Source organism: Pseudomonas sp. SHLD1 (assembly GCF_028640935.1).
GTDB lineage: Bacteria > Pseudomonadota > Gammaproteobacteria > Pseudomonadales > Pseudomonadaceae > Chryseomonas > Chryseomonas aestiva.
The window spans coordinates 590,142-606,990 of the sequence record NZ_JAQZAD010000006.1; the positions used below are offsets into that span (position 1 = coordinate 590,142).

At 68.0% G+C, this 16,849-nt stretch carries 21 protein-coding genes; 9 read left to right on the forward strand and 12 right to left on the reverse strand.

Going from position 1 to position 16,849, the window contains the following annotated elements; translation table 11 throughout:
- Positions 1-43: 43 nt before the first annotated feature.
- Positions 44-277 (forward strand): hypothetical protein, encoded by a 234-nt coding sequence (locus PVZ77_RS02770; RefSeq protein ID WP_273805412.1) that lies wholly within the window; start codon positions 44-46, stop codon positions 275-277.
- A 159-nt stretch (positions 278-436) separates the two neighbouring features.
- Positions 437-709 (forward strand): cupin domain-containing protein, encoded by a 273-nt coding sequence (locus PVZ77_RS02775; protein WP_273805411.1) that lies wholly within the window; start codon positions 437-439, stop codon positions 707-709.
- Here PVZ77_RS02775 and PVZ77_RS02780 read toward each other — a convergent pair.
- Both PVZ77_RS02780 and PVZ77_RS02785 read right to left on the reverse strand, forming a co-directional pair.
- Positions 706-834: a hypothetical protein gene (locus PVZ77_RS02780; RefSeq protein ID WP_260175707.1), complete on the reverse strand. Its 129-nt coding sequence runs from the start codon at positions 832-834 to the stop codon at positions 706-708. The two genes, PVZ77_RS02775 and PVZ77_RS02780, sit on opposite strands and share 4 nt — an antisense overlap.
- Before the next feature lie 116 nt (positions 835-950).
- Entirely contained in the window at positions 951-1,379 is a 429-nt protein-coding gene (locus tag PVZ77_RS02785; protein WP_017641568.1) for an OsmC family protein, read from the reverse strand.
- Positions 1,380-1,497: 118 nt separating this feature from the next.
- On the opposite strand from PVZ77_RS02785, the gene PVZ77_RS02790 reads away from it, so the two are divergent.
- Positions 1,498-2,478 (forward strand): aldo/keto reductase, encoded by a 981-nt coding sequence (locus tag PVZ77_RS02790; protein WP_273805410.1) that lies wholly within the window; start codon positions 1,498-1,500, stop codon positions 2,476-2,478.
- A gap of 221 nt (positions 2,479-2,699) precedes the next feature.
- Here the strand turns inward: PVZ77_RS02790 and PVZ77_RS02795 are convergent, their stop codons facing one another.
- The gene (locus tag PVZ77_RS02795) at positions 2,700-3,302 is read right to left on the reverse strand and encodes an FMN-dependent NADH-azoreductase (protein ID WP_273805409.1); all 603 of its coding nucleotides are present in this window, start codon (positions 3,300-3,302) and stop codon (positions 2,700-2,702) included.
- Between the two features lie 110 nt (positions 3,303-3,412).
- Between PVZ77_RS02795 and PVZ77_RS02800 the strand changes: the two genes are divergently transcribed.
- Positions 3,413-4,321, forward strand: coding sequence for a LysR family transcriptional regulator (locus PVZ77_RS02800; protein ID WP_273805408.1), 909 nt, complete (start codon positions 3,413-3,415; stop codon positions 4,319-4,321).
- On the opposite strand, the gene PVZ77_RS02805 is transcribed toward PVZ77_RS02800, so the two are convergent.
- From PVZ77_RS02805 to PVZ77_RS02815, 3 genes are all read right to left on the reverse strand, one after another.
- On the reverse strand, positions 4,318-4,902 hold the full coding sequence (locus PVZ77_RS02805) for a LysE family translocator (RefSeq protein WP_273805407.1): 585 nt from the start codon (positions 4,900-4,902) through the stop codon (positions 4,318-4,320). The genes PVZ77_RS02800 and PVZ77_RS02805 overlap by 4 nt on opposite strands.
- Positions 4,903-4,949: 47 nt before the next feature.
- A complete protein-coding gene (locus PVZ77_RS02810; protein WP_273805406.1) occupies positions 4,950-5,789 on the reverse strand; it encodes an AraC family transcriptional regulator in 840 nt (279 codons plus the stop codon).
- A 75-nt stretch (positions 5,790-5,864) separates the two neighbouring features.
- The gene (locus PVZ77_RS02815) at positions 5,865-6,761 is read right to left on the reverse strand and encodes a LysR family transcriptional regulator (protein WP_273805405.1); all 897 of its coding nucleotides are present in this window, start codon (positions 6,759-6,761) and stop codon (positions 5,865-5,867) included.
- Positions 6,762-6,866: 105 nt separating this feature from the next.
- Between PVZ77_RS02815 and PVZ77_RS02820 the strand changes: the two genes are divergently transcribed.
- From PVZ77_RS02820 to PVZ77_RS02830, 3 genes are all read left to right on the forward strand, one after another.
- Positions 6,867-7,952, forward strand: coding sequence for a tartrate dehydrogenase (locus tag PVZ77_RS02820; protein WP_273805404.1), 1,086 nt, complete (start codon positions 6,867-6,869; stop codon positions 7,950-7,952).
- 1 nt (position 7,953) lies between these two features.
- A complete protein-coding gene (locus PVZ77_RS02825) occupies positions 7,954-8,832 on the forward strand; it encodes an alpha/beta fold hydrolase (protein ID WP_273805403.1) in 879 nt (292 codons plus the stop codon).
- 104 nt (positions 8,833-8,936) lie between these two features.
- Positions 8,937-9,728, forward strand: coding sequence for a phosphatase PAP2 family protein (locus tag PVZ77_RS02830; protein ID WP_273805402.1), 792 nt, complete (start codon positions 8,937-8,939; stop codon positions 9,726-9,728).
- A gap of 6 nt (positions 9,729-9,734) precedes the next feature.
- Here PVZ77_RS02830 and PVZ77_RS02835 read toward each other — a convergent pair whose 3' ends face one another.
- From PVZ77_RS02835 to choX, 6 genes are all read right to left on the reverse strand, one after another.
- Complete coding sequence (locus tag PVZ77_RS02835; protein WP_064309107.1) at positions 9,735-9,986, reverse strand: hypothetical protein; 252 nt, start codon at positions 9,984-9,986, stop codon at positions 9,735-9,737.
- A 276-nt stretch (positions 9,987-10,262) separates the two neighbouring features.
- Positions 10,263-11,243 carry an alpha/beta hydrolase gene (locus tag PVZ77_RS02840; protein ID WP_273805401.1) on the reverse strand — a complete coding sequence of 327 codons (981 nt, stop codon included), beginning with the start codon at positions 11,241-11,243 and terminating at the stop codon, positions 10,263-10,265.
- Entirely contained in the window at positions 11,240-11,710 is a 471-nt protein-coding gene (locus PVZ77_RS02845; protein ID WP_273805400.1) for a thioesterase family protein, read from the reverse strand. Before PVZ77_RS02845 ends, PVZ77_RS02840 begins: the two co-directional genes overlap by 4 nt.
- Positions 11,711-11,718: 8 nt before the next feature.
- Positions 11,719-12,663 (reverse strand): L-carnitine dehydrogenase, encoded by a 945-nt coding sequence (locus tag PVZ77_RS02850; protein ID WP_273805399.1) that lies wholly within the window; start codon positions 12,661-12,663, stop codon positions 11,719-11,721.
- On the reverse strand, positions 12,660-13,547 hold the full coding sequence (locus PVZ77_RS02855) for a 3-keto-5-aminohexanoate cleavage protein (RefSeq protein ID WP_273805398.1): 888 nt from the start codon (positions 13,545-13,547) through the stop codon (positions 12,660-12,662). The genes PVZ77_RS02850 and PVZ77_RS02855 overlap by 4 nt, the downstream gene beginning before the upstream one ends.
- A 19-nt stretch (positions 13,548-13,566) precedes the next feature.
- Positions 13,567-14,499, reverse strand: coding sequence for a choline ABC transporter substrate-binding protein (choX, locus tag PVZ77_RS02860; RefSeq protein ID WP_273805397.1), 933 nt, complete (start codon positions 14,497-14,499; stop codon positions 13,567-13,569).
- A gap of 158 nt (positions 14,500-14,657) precedes the next feature.
- Between choX and PVZ77_RS02865 the strand changes: the two genes are divergently transcribed.
- Positions 14,658-15,644, forward strand: a complete 987-nt coding sequence (locus PVZ77_RS02865) for a GlxA family transcriptional regulator (protein WP_273805396.1) — start codon at positions 14,658-14,660, stop codon at positions 15,642-15,644.
- A gap of 131 nt (positions 15,645-15,775) precedes the next feature.
- Positions 15,776-16,753, forward strand: a complete 978-nt coding sequence (locus PVZ77_RS02870; RefSeq protein ID WP_027597310.1) for a dipeptidase — start codon at positions 15,776-15,778, stop codon at positions 16,751-16,753.
- The last annotated feature ends 96 nt before the right edge of the window (positions 16,754-16,849 follow it).

The following is a 16,849-nucleotide window of genomic DNA, read 5'->3' on the forward strand; positions in this document are numbered from 1 at the left end:
GTCGTTGCGCTCGAAAGAGACACCCTACCGAGGAGAGCCTGCCATGAATGACCAGCGTTCCGATGCCCACCTGGGCAAGACCCCGCCCAACGAACCCGCCCTCGATGAGGCGGGCCGTCCGGTGGATGTGGTGAAAAAGGATATGGAGCAGCCGGAATCGACGCCGACCGATGCCATCGACAAGGTCCTCACGCCGACCGACATCAAGACCAAGGAGCAGGAAGCCGAAGCGCTCAAGCGCAAGACTGCCGAGGTCGAGCGCAAGCTGGAGCGCTGATGCTCCACGTGGAACCTCGGGCCGCCGAGGTTTCCATTGCCTCGGCAGGCGTGGTCAGCCATAGCGGCAGCCATGCCCTGTCATAGCGGTATTGCACTGGCTCGATCCGGGCCGGGCTTCTAAGCTGGGCGTTGATCGTCATCCGCTCAAGGAGCGCTCTTGGACCAGGCCACCTTCATCGAGCAACTCGCCCGCGAGGGCTTTCAGTCACCGGTGCTGGTCGAGCGTGAAGCCTTGGGCAGCCTGGAGTCCCATGCTCATCCCTTCGAAGCGAAGGCGCTGGTCATCCAGGGCGAACTGCGCATTCGCACGGCAGCGGGCGAGCGTCGTTATGGGGCAGGGGAGGTCTTTCACCTGGCCGCCCACGAGCCTCATTCGGAAGTCTTTGGCGCCCAGGGCGTGCGCTATCTGGCGGGTCGGCGACCGGCCTAGCCCTCGCTGTCGTTCTTCTCGATATCCTTGCGCTGGCGGTTGAGGATCACGCAGCCGTAGACACCGCCGCCCAGCAGCAACAGGGCGAGGATGGAAAACAGGGTCATGAAGATGGAGTCGTTCATCGTGCTCTCCGAAAGCGGGGTCGGAGCAGTCTAGCGACTCGCCGAGGTCTCGGCGAACGGGCTCTGGAACAGGGTGTTGCCGATGCCTGGGCGGCACCGGCAGGCACCTGTGACCCTTAGCCTTCGAGCGTGGCGTTCAGGTTGATCTTGGCGCCCTTGAGCACCTTGGACACCGGGCAGCCTTCCTTCGCCTGATTGGCGATGGTGGTGAACTGCTCCTGGGTGGCACCGGGGATCTTGGCCTTCATGGTCAGATCGATGGTAGTGATCTCGAAGCCGTCGCCGACCTTGTCCAGGGTCACGTCGGCCTTGGTCTCGATCCGCTCGGGGGTCAGACCGTTCTGGCCCAGCAGCATGGAGAAGGCCATGGAGAAGCAGCCGGCATGGGCCGCGCCGATCAGTTCTTCGGGGTTGGTACCCGGCGTACCTTCGAAACGGGTATTGAAGCCGTAGGCATTGTCCTTGAGCGCGCCGCTCTCGGTGGAGATATGGCCTTTGCCATCCTTCAGACCGCCTTGCCAGACTGCGGAAGCATATTTCTTCATGGAGCGTCTCCGGTTGTGGATGAGAATTCATCTAGAACCAGGCGGCAGCCGGTAAGTTCGCTGCAGTCGATCCGGGACCGCCGTGGTCAACCCTTTTCGACCACTTCTGGAGGCCCCCATGAACTACCGCAATCTAGGCCGCACCGGCCTGAAGATCTCGCCCCTCTGCCTTGGCTGCATGACCTATGGCGTGCCCGAGCGCGGCAATCACCCCTGGACCCTGCCGGAAGACCAGAGCCAGCCGCTGCTGAAGAAGGCGCTGGATCTCGGCATCAACTTCTTCGACACCGCCAACAGCTACTCCGACGGCACCAGCGAAGAGATCGTCGGCCGCTTCCTCAAGGCCAACGCGGTGCGCGAGGAGATCGTGCTGGCGACCAAGGTGTACTTCCCGCTGCGCGACAAGCCCAATGTCGGCGGCCTGTCGCGCAAGGCCATCTTCGCCGCTATCGACGCCAGCCTGCAGCGGCTGGGCACCGACTATGTCGATCTCTACCAGATCCATCGCTGGGACTATCACACGCCCATCGAGGAGACCCTGGAAGCCCTGCACGACGTGGTCAAGGCCGGCAAGGCGCTGCACATCGGTGCCAGCAGCATGTACGCCTGGCAATTCGCCAAGGCGCTGCACACCGCCGAGCGCCATGGCTGGACGACATTCGCCACCATGCAGAACCACGTCAACCTGCTCGCTCGCGAAGAGGAGCGGGAGATGCTGCCGCTGTGTCGCGATGCCGGCATCGGCGTGATCCCCTGGAGTCCGCTGGCCCGTGGCCGCCTGACCCGCGACTGGGACGCCAGCACCGCGCGCACCGAAAGCGATGCCTTCGGCAAGACGCTCTATACCGCCAGTGAGGAATCCGATCGGCAGATCGTTGCCACCGTGGCGCGCATCGCCGAAGCCCGCGGCGTGTCGCGTGCCCAGGTGGCCCTGGCCTGGCTGCTGCAGAAGCCGGGCATCGACGCGCCCATCGTCGGGGCGTCCAAGCCGCAGCATCTGGAGGATGCGGTGGCGGCGTTGGAACTGCGCTTGAGCGACGAAGAGATCGATGCCCTGGAAGCGCCCTATGTGCCGCACCCAGTGGTGGGGTTCAGCTGAGGCGGGGGCTTGCCCTCACCCCGGCCCTCTCCCGGAGGGAGAGGGGAAAGAGCGGATCGGTGCGGTCGGATGAGCTCTGGTGCCCGAGACCCTGCAGAGCTTGCTGCGTTCTTTAAAGTGAGGGGCCCTCAGGCGCACCCAAATCTCACCTTACAAAAACTAGGGCCGCTCTGCTCCCCTCTCCCTGAAGGAGAGGAGCCCGGGGGTGAGGACGTCCGGACTCAGGCGTACTGGTCGGCGATCTGGCGTTCAGCGCTGGCCAGGGCGGCGCTCTTGGCTTCGTCGCCGTAGGCCAGGCCTTCGGCGCGGACGATCTGGACATCGGTGATGCCGAGGAAGCCCAGCAGGAGCTTCAGATAGTCTTCGTGGGCGATACCGGTGGGCTTGCCGGCATGGATGCCGCCCGCGGTGGCAACGATGATCGCCTTCTTGTCGCCACACAGGCCTTCCGGACCGGCTTCGCCATAGCGGAAGGTGGTGCCGGCCACGGAGATGCGGTCGATCCAGGCCTTAAGCTGGGTCGGGATGGTGAAGTTGTACATGGGCGCACCCAGTACCAGTACGTCGGCGGCAAGGAATTCCTGCAGGGCGCGGGCGTTGCGCTCGGCTTCGTCGCGTTGCTCGGCGCTGCGCTGCTCGGCCGGGGTCGCACCGGCAGCCAGACTGGCGGCGGAGAAGTGACCCAGGGAATCGTGGGCGAGGTCATGGTAGCTGACCTCGAGGCCTGGCGTAGCGGCCTTGAGGGCACCAACGACCTTGGAGGTCAGGGCACGGGAGGCGGAATGCTCGCCCAGGATGCTGGAATCGATGTGCAAGAGCTTCATGGCGGTAGTCCTGTAGGGTTCGACGCGATGAGCCCAGACTACCGATAAGACAATCGGCTGATTAGTCACCTAGAATGCGATGCTTCGTCCCATGGATAGGACAATCGCCCATGCAAGACCTCAATGATCTCGCCTACTTCGCCAAAGTGGTGGAAGCCGGTGGCTTCGCCGCCGCCGGGCGCCTGCTGGGCATTCCCAAGTCGCGACTGTCCCGGCGCATCGCCGAACTGGAGACCCGCCTGGGCGCGCGGCTGCTGCAGCGCACCACCCGTACCCTGACCCTGACCACCCTCGGCGAGCGCTACCTGGTGCACTGCCAGGCAGTGTTGCGCGAGGCGGAGAACGCCGCGGAAACCGCCGCCAGCCTGTCCAGCGAACCCCGTGGACCGCTGCGGGTGTCCTGTCCGGTGGCCCTGGCCCAGGACTATCTGCCCGACGTCGTCACCCGCTTCCTGCAGCGCTATCCTCTGGTGCAGCTGGAGCTGGTGCTGGTCAATCGGCGGGTGGACGTGGTCAACGAGGGCCTCGACGTGGCCCTGCGGGTAAGGGACGTCGACGACGTGGAGCCGGGGCTGATCGTGCGCCGCCTGCGCCAGGCCTCCGGGGTGCTGGTGGCCGCACCCGCCTTTCTCGTCGGTCGCCAGCTGGATGCGCCGGAAGCCCTGCTGGGTGTCCCGCTGCTCGGCGCCCTGGAGCTGGATCGCCGGGTGCACCTGCGCATGGTCGGTCCCGCCGGCCAGCGCCGCGAACTGGTGCTGGAAGCCCGGTTGGGCATCGACGACTTCAGCGTGCGCAAGACCGCCGCCCTGGCGGGCCTCGGCTACACGATGCTGCCGCTGCTCTATTGCGAGGCCGAACTGGCCGAGGGTCGCCTGCAGCGCCTGCTGCCGGACTGGTCGCTGCCCGGCGGCCACCTGCAGGCCGCCTATGCCCACAGGCGCGGCCAGTTGCCGGCGGTACGCGCCTGGCTGGAGCACCTGGAGGACAGCTTTCGCGATCAGGGCGGGATGCCGGTCTAGATCACCGTCGCCCAGGCCGAGGCGAGCAGCAGCGCCGCCATCCCCAGGTTGAAGCCGCGCCAGGCGCGGGTCGATTTCAGGCCATGCGCCGCGACCCGGCCAAGCAGCGCCCAGAGGCCCAGGCAGGGTACGGACACCAGCAGGAACACCAGGGCCAGCACCAGCACCTGCTGCCAGAGATCGGCACCGGGTTCGGCGTAGACGGTCACCACCGCCAGCGCCATGCTCCAGGTCTTGGGATTGAGCACCTGCAGCCCGGCGGTACCCCCAAAGCCCAGGCGGGCACCGTCATCCGCCACCTTGGGCGCGCCGGCGCGGGCCAGTTGCCAGGCCAGCCAGCTCAGCCAGAGCACCCCCGCCCAGGCCAGGCCGCGCTGCCAGTCGGGATGTTGCGCCAGGGTCTGGCCAAGACCGAAGCCCACCACCAGCACCAGGGCCACCGCGCCCAGGCTGCCGCCCAGCACCAGCGGCAGGCTGGCCCGGGCACCATGGCGGGCGCTGTGGCCGAGGATGAGCACATTGGTCGGTCCGGGGGTGATGGAGGCGACCAAGGCGAACAGCAGGAAGGGCAACAGGGACATGGGAGACTCCTGGAAGGACTGAGCCTCCAGGGTCGCAAGCCTTGCCGCTAGCGGTCTGGAAGATTCGAGCAGCGGGCGCGATAGGCCGCCGGGGTCAGGCCATAGGCGCGGCGGAACCAGCGACCCAGGTGACTTTGGTCAGCAAAGCCCAGGGCGGCGGCGGTCTCCGCCGGCGACATGCCGTCGGCCAGCAGGCGGCGCGCCCGCGACAGGCGCAGCTGCACCAGATAGGCGTGGGGCGCCAGTCCAAAGGCGGCCTTGAAGGCGCGGGTCAGGCGGAATCTGTCGACGCCAGCGGCCTGGGCCAGTGCTTCCAGACCAATGTCCTCATGGTGATGGGCATGCAGGAAGTCGCGGGCACGCAGGGCCACCTGGGGCAGCCGTGGATCGCCGGCCTGGGGCGCCCGCCATTGCAGGTGCGGCAGGAGGCGCAGCAGCAGGGCATCGAGGGCGCTCTGGCGGACGATGCGCAATTCCGGACGACTCAGGACCTCATGGGCCCAGGCCACGGCGCGATTCAGCTCGGCCTGCTCCACCAGGGTCCGGGCGAAGCCGGGTTCGCCCAGGGGCCGGGCGTCGCCGTGCAGCCCCTGCAGCTCGCGCGCCAGCCACTGGGGATCGAGATAGAGCATGGAATAGGTGAAGCCCTCGGCCTCCGGCGCCTGGCCGTCGTGCAGTTCGCCGGGCTCTAGCAGGAAGACCTGCCCGGGGGTGCTCAGATGACGCTGGCCCCGGCAGTGGAATTGCTGCAGACCCTGCTCGGTGTAGCCGACCAGATAGGCGTCGTGCCAGTGCGGGTCATAGGCATGGCCCTCGAAATGGGCGCGCAGGGTCTCGATGCCGGTCTCGGCGTCCTGCTGCAGCTGGATCCAGTGATCGTCGGCCATGGCGAGAAAAAGGGGCTCTGCGGGCTTTCCAGTCTAGGCTGAGATCCGGCGGCGGTCTGGAAGATTCGTGCAGCGTTAGCCACCCAGACGCGCGGGCAGCTCCCGCGCCAGATGGCGGATCAGCTCGGACAGTCGGCGCGGCACGTGGCGCTGCTGGCGATGCACCGCATAGATGGCCGCCGCCGATGCCTCATGATCGGTCAGCAGCGGTACCAGGGCGCCGCTGGCAATCAGCTCGGCCACGTCCCATTCCGATCTCAGGATCAGCCCGTGGCCCTCCAGCGCCAGGCGCACCACTACTTCGCCATCGTTGCTGCTCAGGCTGCCGCGGACCTTCTGGGCGAAATGCTCGCCGTCCCGGGTGAAGCGCCAGACGGCGTAGTCGCCCGCGTCCTGGCGCAGCACCAGGCAGTTGTGCCGCGCCAAGTCGGCCACGCTTTCCGGCACGCCGGCCCGAGCCAGGTAGGCGGGGGCAGCGCAGAGCAGGCGGCGGTTGTCCAGCAGGCGGTGGGCGATGACCCGGGCGTCCGGCGGTTCGCCAACGCGGATGTCCAGGTCGAAGGGGCCGTCCAGCAGATTCACCGGATGGCTGGAGAGGTGCAGGTTGAGCTCAAGCTCGGGATGGCGGCGGGCGAAGTCCGACAGCAGCGGCGCCAGGTGCCGGCGGCCGAAGCCGAAGGTGGCGTTGAGATTGAGCACCCCGGCGAGGGGCGCATCGGGTCGGCCGACCGCGGCTTCCAGGTCCTCCAGCTGGGTCAGCAGCGGGCGGGCGCCTTCCAGATAGCGCAGGCCTTCCGGGGTCAGGTCCAGGCGTCGCGTGGTGCGACGGATCAGCTGCACACCCAGCCGGCGCTCTAGGGCGGTGAGTCTCTTGCTCACCGCCGCCAGCGACAGGCCCAGTTCCCGGGCGGCGGCGGTCAGGCTGGGATGGCCAGCCAGGCGGACGAAGAAGGCGAGGTCATCGGCGGACAAGATTCTTGATCCCAGGTTAAGAATGGCTTTCCCTGGAGCGGGATTGTACGCCTCCGGCGCGAGACTACACTGGGCCCATCCCACCCAGACTGCCGGAGAACGTCCATGCAAGCGTCCAAGCCCTACAAGATCGCGGTCATCGCCGGTGACGGCATCGGCAAGGAGGTCATGCCCGAAGGCATCCGCGTGCTGGACGCCGCCGCCCGCCGCTTCGGTATCGCCCTGCAGTGGGACCACTTCGACTTCGCCAGCGCCGAGTACTACCAGGCCCACGGCAAGATGCTGCCGGATGACTGGTTCGAAACGCTCAAGGGTTACGATGCCCTCTACTTCGGCGCCGTCGGCTGGCCGGACGTGGTACCCGACCATATCTCCCTCTGGGGCTCGCTGCTGCAATTCCGCCGTCGCTTCGACCAGTACGTCAACCTGCGCCCCTGCCGGCTGATGCCCGGGGTCAAGGCGCCCCTGGCCAATCGTCAGCCGGGCGACATCGACTTCTATGTGGTGCGCGAGAACACCGAGGGCGAGTATTCCAGCGTCGGCGGCATCATGTTCGAAGGCACCGAGCGCGAGGTGGTGATTCAGGAAACGGTGATGACCCGTCACGGCACCGACCGCATCCTCAAGTTCGCCTTCGACCTGGCCCAGCAGCGGCCACGCAAGAAGCTGACCTCGGCCACCAAGTCCAATGGCATCGCCATCACCATGCCCTGGTGGGACAGGCGCGTGGAGGAGATGGGCAAGGCCTATCCGGACGTGGCGGTGGACAAGTTCCACATCGACATCCTCACCGCCAACTTCGTCCTGCACCCGGACTGGTTCGACGTGGTGGTGGCCAGCAACCTGTTCGGCGACATTCTCTCCGACCTGGGCCCGGCCTGCACCGGCACCATCGGCATCGCGCCCTCGGCCAACATCAATCCGGAACGCACCTTCCCCAGCCTGTTCGAGCCGGTGCACGGCTCGGCGCCGGATATCGCCGGCCGGGGCATCGCCAATCCCATCGGCCAGATCTGGTGCGGCGCCATGATGCTGGAGCATCTGGGCCATGCCGAAGCCGGCGCTGCCGTGGTGGCGGCCATCGAGGCGGTGCTGCGCCAGGGTCCCGAACAGGCGCCCCTGACCCGCGACCTCGGTGGCCAGGGCACCACCGAAAGCCTGGGCCTGGCCATCGCCGCGGCCCTGGCCTGAGATGGACGGCCTCTTTGCGGGATTCGCGCAGCGGCGGCTGGACGTCGACGGCGTCGAGCTCAATTGCCGCATCGGCGGCCAGGGCCCGGCACTGCTGCTGCTCCACGGCCATCCCCAGACCCATGTCATGTGGCACAGGGTAGCGCCGCGGCTGGCCGAGCGCTTCACTCTGGTGGCCGCCGACCTGCGCGGCTATGGCGACAGCGCCAAGCCGGACGCAGGTGCCGAGGCGTACAGCAAGCGCACCCTGGCGCAGGACAATGTCACGCTGATGCGCCTACTGGGCCACGACCGCTTCGCCGTACTGGCCCACGACCGCGGCGCCCGGGTCGCCCATCGCCTGGCGCTGGATCATCCGGAGACGGTGGAGCGGTTGATGCTGCTGGACATCGCACCGACCCTGGCCATGTATCGGCAGACCGACGAGGCCTTCGCCCGCGCCTACTGGCACTGGTTCTTCCTGATCCGCCCGGCGCCGCTGCCGGAGCGGTTGATCGAGGCCGATCCGGAAGGCTATCTCAAGGGCGTGATGGGTACCCGCAGTGCCGGCCTGGCGCCCTTTCCACCCGAGGTGCTGGCCGAATACCTGCGCTGCCTGAGCCTGCCCGGTACCGCCCGCGGCATCTGCGAGGACTATCGGGCCAGTGCCGGGATCGATCTGGCGCATGACCAGGCCGATCTGGATGCGGGGCGCCGGCTGGAATTGCCGCTGCGCATACTCTGGGGTGCGGAAGGCACCGTGGGGCGCTGCTTCGATCCTCTCGCCGAATGGCGACAGGTGGCCACCCAGGTCAGCGGCCGCGCCTTGCCGGGCGGGCATTACCTGGCGGAGGAATTACCAGATCTGGTTGCAGACGAGGCCCTGGCCTTCTTTGGTTGAGTCAGCGGATGCAAAGGACTATTGCGTCATCTGGCTGTAACAAAGTGTGACGTTATCGAGGTCAAGCGGGTCTATTCGTGAAATTTTCGTGAAAAGAGACCTCGATGAACGCTCCACTCTTCACTTCCACCTGGCAGTGGCGCCGCCTGGCGCTCTGCCAGGGGCTGGCCCTGGGCCTGCTGCTGCTCTGGCTGATCCCTGACGTTCGGAGTCAGTTGCTGGCCTTCGACGCCAAGTTGTTCCACGCCCTCAATGCCCCGCTGGCACAGTCCACCGCCTGGCTCTATCTCTGGACCTTCTTCAGCCTGAGACCGGTGGATGCCCTGGTCGGCCTGATCCTGCTGGCGCTCCTGGTCCGGGGCGGCTGGGCCTATCCGGCCCGGCAGGTACGGCCAGCGCTGGCGGCCTTCGTCGGTCTGCTGGTGATCCTGCTGATCGTGCGCACCCTGCTGACCAAGGGCATCGAAGCCACGGGCCTGCAGCACGCCAGTCCGTCCGATGCGCTCGCCGGCGCCTATCTGCTCAGCGATCGCTTTCCCGGGCTGGAACACGGCTGGGAACTGAAGGACAGATCCGGCGCCAGCTTTCCCGGCGACCATGCCTCGGTGCTGCTGCTCTGGGCGCTATTCATGGCGCATTTCACCCGCGGTGGACGGCGGCTGATAGTGGCCGCGCTGGCCGTGCTGTTCATGCTGCCGCGGCTGGTGGCCGGCGCCCACTGGGGCTCGGATGACTATGTAGGCGGGCTGGCCCTGGCTCTGGGCGTGATCAGCCTGGGCCTGCATACACCGCTGGCCGCCGCCTTTGCCCATCAGGGCGAGCGCCTGCTGACGCCGCCATTGCGGGGCCTGGGACGGTTGCCGCTGCTGGGCCGGCTGAGTCTGCTGCGGCCCTAGCGTTCGCTAGGCACGCGTCGGGGCCAGGGCCGGCAGCAATTGCTGGTCGATGGCCTGGCGCACCGCCGGCAGCAGCGCCGCGCTGCCGGACAGCAATTCCTGGATCAGTTGCCGCAGGACCTGGGCGCGTTCCTGGTTGAGGCCCGTCACCGCCTGGCGACAGGCCTCGTCCGCGGTTGCTGCGGGCGTCACGTTGAAACCCAGCGCACGCAGGCGGTCGCGGAAGTCGTCCTGGTCGATCAAGTCGGCGATCATCATGGTGCTGCCCTCTCCGGTGGAATGCCTGGATTCTCCCATTGGTGTCGCAGACGGCAAGCCGGGCTGGCGTCGCCGCATAGCCGGATGTCGTTTTTGGAAAGCGCCTCGCCTGCCCGCCAGGCAATGTAGGTTTATTACGACGCCATGCCCGGACAATCTGCCGCAGGGTCAAAAACGACGTTCGCCGTTAGAATGGCGCCTATCAACGATATTTTTCGGTTGTTCGCCACCAGAGTCGAGCAACCCCCGGTTACACACTGAGGCCCATCAGGGCGTTTAAACCTCTTCCGTCTCCAGCGGTTGAGGTTTTTTTTTGTCTTTTGCCAGGTCAGCGGCGGGCAGGGCGTCCAGTTCGACAGCGAGAAAAAGTTCCAGGGCCTCGCGCAGGGCCTCGGCCCGCCGGCCCCGCGCGCGCAGGGCGCCGTGCAGCAGACCGGCACCCTGCCACAGGCGACAGGGCGTCCCGCCGCCACGCAGGGCAGTGGCATAGGCGCGGCCATGGTCGGCCAGGGGATCGCGCTGCGCCACGGCGACCAAGGCGGGTGCCAGCCCGCTGAAATCGCCAGCCTGCAGCGGCAGGGCAAGAGGCTCGCGGCGCTCCGCCGGGCGGGGCAGATAGACGTCCAGACACGCCCGCCAGTCGGCGGCGCTCAGCAGCGGCGCCTGGGCCTGCCGACGTTCGCTGGGCAGCACCCGGGCGGTCAGCGCGGGATAGATCAGCGCCTGGGCCCGGGGCTGGGTATGCCCCTGCTGCCGCAGCGCCAGGCACAGGGCGGCGGCGAGAGTGCCGCCGGCGCTGTCACCGGCCACCGCCAGCCGGCTCTTGTCCAACCCCAGCGCCGGGGCTTCACATTCCAGCCATTCCCAGGCCTGCTGAGCATCGTCCAGGGCAGCGGGATAGGGATGCTCCGGCGCCAGGCGATAGTCCACCAGCAGCACCGCCAGCCCCAGTCGCCGCGCCAAACGCGCCGCGAGAAAACCGTGGGAATCCAGGTCGCCGAGCATCCAGCCGCCGCCGTGCAGATAGAGCAGGGCGGGGCGGTCAGCGGCGGCCTCCTGCGGCGCCACCAGCCGTAACGGCACGGCGCCGGCGCGGTGATCGCTGACCGCCAGGCCCCTGTAGTCAGCCGGCGCCAGGGCGGCGCAGAGCCGCGCATAGGCCTGGCGCTGTGCCTGGGGGGCCGGATCGGTAGTGACGAAGGCCTGGCTGACCGCGACGAAGGCGGCCATGTCCGCCGACAGCGGCGGCGCCTTCATGGGCGGGGCGGGGGCAGGCCAATGACCCGCCCGACATGCTCCGGCCAGGGCGCGTCCCGCTGCGCCGCCAGCCGGGTCGCCAGCCAGTCGTGCACCCGTGGCGCGAAGGGCGCGGAGCGGGGGCCGTCCAGGTGGACGTGCAGCAGCAGCTGCTCGGAGGCGGCCAGCAAGTCGGCCTGGCCCTGGTGATGGAGGCCGAAGTGCAGGTGCAGGCGCTTGGCGTCCAGCGCCAGGAATCTCACCCGCACCTCCAGCCGGGCATCCGCCTTCACCTCATGGAGGAAGTTGAGGTGGCACTCCAGGGTGAACAGCGAGTGCCCGCTGGCGGCGCGGCCGGCGGCGTCCAGGCCCATGGCGTCCATCAGGGCATCGCTGGCGTGGCTGAAGATCAGCAGGTAGTAGGCGTCGCGCAGATGGCCGTTGTAGTCGACCCACTCGGGCGCGACCGCGGTGCGATGGATGATCATGGCCGCTCCTAGTCCCGAATCCCGTGGCGCGTCTTGCAGTCGGCGATGGCCGCCTGCACCGCCAGCAGGCAGTCGTCGCGATAGCGCTCCAGCGCCGCCAGTTCCAGGTCGCCCTGCTGGGCCTGGGTACCCTCGACCACGGCGTCGATCAGACCGTCGGTCAGCTCCGGGGCTTCCAGGTAGGTCCAGGGCAGCTTCAGCGCCGGACCGAATTGCTGCATGAAGTGGCGCATGCCCGCCGGGCCGCCGGCCAGGGTGTAGGTCAGGAAGGTGCCCATGAACGACCAGCGCAGGCCGGCGCCATAGCGGATGGCGTCGTCGATCTCGCCGGTGGTGGCGACGCCGTCGTTGACCAGGTGCAGGGCCTCGCGCCAGAGGGCTTCGAGCAGGCGATCGGCGATGAAGCCGGGCACCTCCTTGCGTACCCGCAGCGGTCGCATGCCCAGCTCGCGATAGAAGGCTTCGGCGCGCGCCAGGTTGGCCGCCGTGGTCTGGCTGCCGCCCACCACCTCCACCAGCGGCAGGAGATAGACCGGATTGAACGGATGGCCCACCAGGCAGCGCTCGGGGTGCAGCGCCTCGGCATAGAAGTCGCTCGGCAGCAGGCCCGAGGTGCTGGAGCAGATCAGGGCGTCGGGCCGGGCCGCGCGACTGACCCGGGCATGCAGCTCGCGCTTGAGCTCCAGGCGTTCGGGAGCGCTTTCCTGGATGACGTCGGCGTTGGCCACCGCGGCGTCCAGATCGGTATGGAAGCTCAGGCGATCCAGGCTGGCACCGGGTGCCAGGCCCTGGGCTTGCAAGGCTGGCCAGGCATTGACCAGGCGGGTGCGCAGGGCGGCTTCGGCGCCGGGTGCCGGATCCCAGGCGCGCACCGTGAGGCCGCGGGCCAGGGCGCGGGCGATCCAGCCGGCACCGATCACGCCGGTGCCGAGGGCGGCGAAGACGGCGCTCATCGGGCACCTCCCAGCTGCATGCGGTCCCGCCCTTCGGCGGGGCTCAGGGCGCGGCCGCCCAGGCGCTCGATGATCTGGATGACCCGTTCCACCAGGCTGCCGTTGGTGGCGTGGACGCCCCGGTCCAGCCAGAGATTGTCTTCCAGGCCGACGCGGACGTTGCCGCCCAGCAGCATGGCCTGGGCGGCCATGGGCATCTGCATCCGGCCGATGCCGAAGCCGGCCCAGCAGGCGCCCGCCGGCAGGTTGTCGACCATGGCCTTCATGGTGGTGGTGTCGGCCGGGGCGCCCCAGGGAATGCCCAGGCACAGCTGGAACAGCGGATCCTTCAGCAACCCCTCCTTGAGCAGCTGCTTGGCGAACCAGAGGTGGCCGGTGTCGAAGATCTCCAGCTCGGCCTTCACCCCCAGCTCGGTGATGCGCCTGGCTCCGGCGCGCAGTTGCGCGGGGGTGGAGACATAGATGAAGTCGCCATCGCCGAAGTTGAGGGTGCCGCAATCCAGGGTACAGATGTCCGGGCGCAATTCCTCGATGTGCAGCAGGCGGGTGAGGGGGCCGACCAGGTCCGAGCCGGGGCCGAAGTCGGTGGGCGTCTCGCCCGGGCCGATCTCCAGGTCGCCGCCCATGCCGGCGGTGAGGTTGATGACGATCTCGGCGTCCGCCTCGCGGATGCGCTCGACCACCTCGCGATAGAGGGCCACGTCGCGACTCGGCTTGCCGGTGGCGGGATCGCGGACATGCGCATGCACCACGGTGGCACCGGCGCGCGCCGCTTCCAGGGCGGCGGCGGCGATCTGCGCCGGGGTAACGGGGACATAGGGATTGCGGCCTACGGTATCACCGGCGCCGGTCAGGGCGCAGGTGACGATGACATCGGTGTTCATGGGGTCTGTCCTTGGGCGATCAGAGCTTGAGGGCGGCGGGCTGGCCGGCGCGGGTGGTCACGCCCTGGAGAAAGGCGTCGAGGCGTTGCGGATTTTTCTTGAGCCAGGCGCGGGCGGCGTCCTTGGGCGCGGTGCGCTCCAGGATGGGCGCCATCACGGCACTCACCTCGGCGCTGTCCATGTGCAGATTGCCGAGCAGGCGCTGGACGTTGGCGCAGCGCTGCGGATAGTCGGCGGTGGTGACCACCGAGACCGTGGCCTGGCCTTCGTTGGGGCCGAAGACGTCCTCGCTGCCGGTCAGGTAGCGCATCTTGATCTGCAGGTTCATCGGGTGCGGCTTCCAGCCGAAGAACACGATCCACTCCTTGCGCTTCTCGGCGCGGCGCACGGCGGTGAGCATGCCCGCCTCGCTGGACTCCACCAGCTGGAAGTCCTTGAGGCCGAAGCGGTCGGTCTTGATCATCTCGGCGGTGCCGCGGTTGGCGCCGCTGCCCGGCTCGATGCCGTAGATCTTGCCGCCGAGCTTGTCCTTGAAGCGGGCGATGTCGGCAAAGGTCTTCAGGCCGCCCTCGTAGACGTACTCGGGTACCGCGAAGGTGGACTGGGCATCGGCCAGCAGCGGCGGGGTCAGCACCTTGACCTGGCCCTTGTCGACGAAGGGCTGCACCACCGGCTGCATGGTCGGCTGCCAGTAGCCGAGGAACACGTCCAGATTCTTGTCGCCCATGGCCGCCATGATGATCTGCTGCGAGGCGGTGGTCGGCTTCACGCCGTAGCCGAGGCCTTCGAGCATGACCTCGGCCAGGGCACTGGTGGCGACCACGTCGGTCCAGCCGACGATGCCCATCCGCACGGTCTGGCAGCTGTCGGGATCGGCGGCGCGGGCGCTGCCGAGGGTGGCGGCCAGGAGGCCGCAGGCGAGGAGGGTGGCGCTTAGGGTCTTGTTGGGCATGACGAACTCCCTGGGGCGGCGGCGGGCGGGGATGACTGCCGGTTGCCTTCTACCCTAGGCGCCTCGGCCGGCCGCCATGTGCAGCGCGACGACCGGAATTTGCACCCTGGCGACCTTCTTGCTTGCACAAGCCAACCGTTACCGGGGACGCCCCACCCATGCCGCAGTCCTTTGCCTTTCTCCTGCTGCCCGGCTTTTCCGCCCTGGGCTTCATCGCCACCCTGGAACCCCTGCGGGTGGCCAATCGCTTTCGTCCGGGCAGCTATGGCTGGCGCATCCTCGGTCGCGAGGGGGCGGCGGTGACCGCCAGCAACGGCATGTCGGTCAATGTCGACGGTGGCCTCGACGCCCTGGAAGCGGGCACCACCCTGTTCGTGGTGGCCGGTTTCGAGCCCCTGGCCCATTACGACGATGGCCTCGCCAGCTGGCTGCGCCAGGTCGCCCGCCACGGCCATCCCCTGGGCGGCATCGACACCGGTGCCCTGGTGCTGGCCCGTGCCGGGCTGCTGGACGGCCACCGGATCACCCTGCACTGGGAGGCGGTGGCGGCCTTTCGCGAAGCCTGGCCGCAGCTCGAGGTGACCGGCGAGCTGTTCGAGATCGACCGCGGTCGCATCACCTGCGCCGGCGGCACGGCCAGTCTCGACCTGCTGCTGGAGCTGATCGGCCGCAGGCATGGCAGCGAACTGGCGGTGCAGGTCTCCGAGCAATTCGTGCTCGGGCGCATCCGCCCGCCGCGCGAGCACCAGCGGCTGCAGGTGGCGCAGCGCTACGGTATCGCCAACCGCAAGCTGATCCGGGTGGTGGAGCGCATGGAGCGCCATACCGAGACGCCCCTGGGCACCCTGGAACTGGCCGCCGGCATCCAGGTGACCCGGCGCCAGCTGGAGCGGCTGTTCCGCCTCCATCTGCAGACGACCCCCTCCACCTTCTATCTGCAGCTGCGCCTGGACCGGGCGCGCCAGCTGCTGCAGCAGGGCGCGACCAGCGTGCTGGACGTCGCCCTGGCCTGCGGCTTCGAGTCCGCGTCCTATTTCTCCCGCTGCTACCGCCAGCGCTTCGGCCTGAGTCCGCGGGAAGACCGGCCGCACCGGTCGTCGGCGCCGGAGTCCGCGGTGGCGGTCGCGGGCCTGCCGCCGGGGTAGGCCGACCCGGTCACTGACGCTTCTGGTGATACCCCTGTCGTTTTTGCATCCGGTCGGCCAGGACCCCGGGGCTATGCTGGCCTCGAATCGCCGGCACCCGTTCCGGCGCGAGACCAACGCCGGAGCCTGTCATGAATGCCACCGAACTCCACGCCGACAGCATCGTCATCGACGGGCTGATCATCGCCAAGTGGAACCGCGAACTCTTCGAAGACATGCGCAAGGGTGGCCTGACCGCCGCCAACTGCACCGTCTCGGTATGGGAGGGCTTCCAGGCGACGGTCAACAACATCGCGGCGAGCCAGAAGCTGATCCGCGAGTGCAGCGACCTGGTGGTTCAGGTGCGCACCACCGCCGAGATCCGCCAGGCCAAGGCCCAGGGCAAGACCGGCATCCTGTTCGGCTTCCAGAACGCCCATGCCTTCGAAGACCAGATCGGCTACGTCGAGATCTTCAAGCAGCTCGGCGTGGGCATCGTGCAGATGTGCTACAACACCCAGAACCTAGTCGGCACCGGCTGCTACGAGCGCGACGGCGGCCTGTCCGGCTTCGGCCGCGAGATCGTCGCCGAGATGAACCGCGTCGGCATCATGTGCGACCTCTCCCACGTCGGCTCCAAGACCAGCGAGGAAGTCATCCTCGAATCCAAGAAGCCGGTCTGCTACTCCCACTGCCTGCCGTCCGGCCTGAAAGAGCATCCGCGCAACAAGTCGGACGCGGAACTCAAGTTCATCGCCGACCACGGCGGCTTCGTCGGCGTGACCATGTTCGCCCCCTTCCTGGCCAAGGGCATCGACTCGACCATCGACGACTACGCCGAGGCCATCGAGTACGTGATGAACCTGGTGGGCGAAGACTCCATCGGCATCGGTACCGACTTCACCCAGGGCCACGGCCATGACTTCTTCGAGTGGCTGACCCACGACAAGGGCTACGCCCGGCGCCTGACCAACTTCGGCAAGATCGTCAACCCGCTGGGCATCCGCACCGTGGGCGAATTTCCCAACCTGACCGAGACCCTGCTCAAGCGCGGCATGCCCGAGCGCACCGTGCGCAAGGTCATGGGCGAGAACTGGATGCGCATCCTCGGCGAAGTCTGGGGCGAGTAGTGAATACCTCCGGAGCCTACTGCGCACACCGCTAGCGGCGTCGCGTCCTCGCGCCAGGTTCGCCGTACCCCGGTACTGCTCTCACCTGGCGCTGCG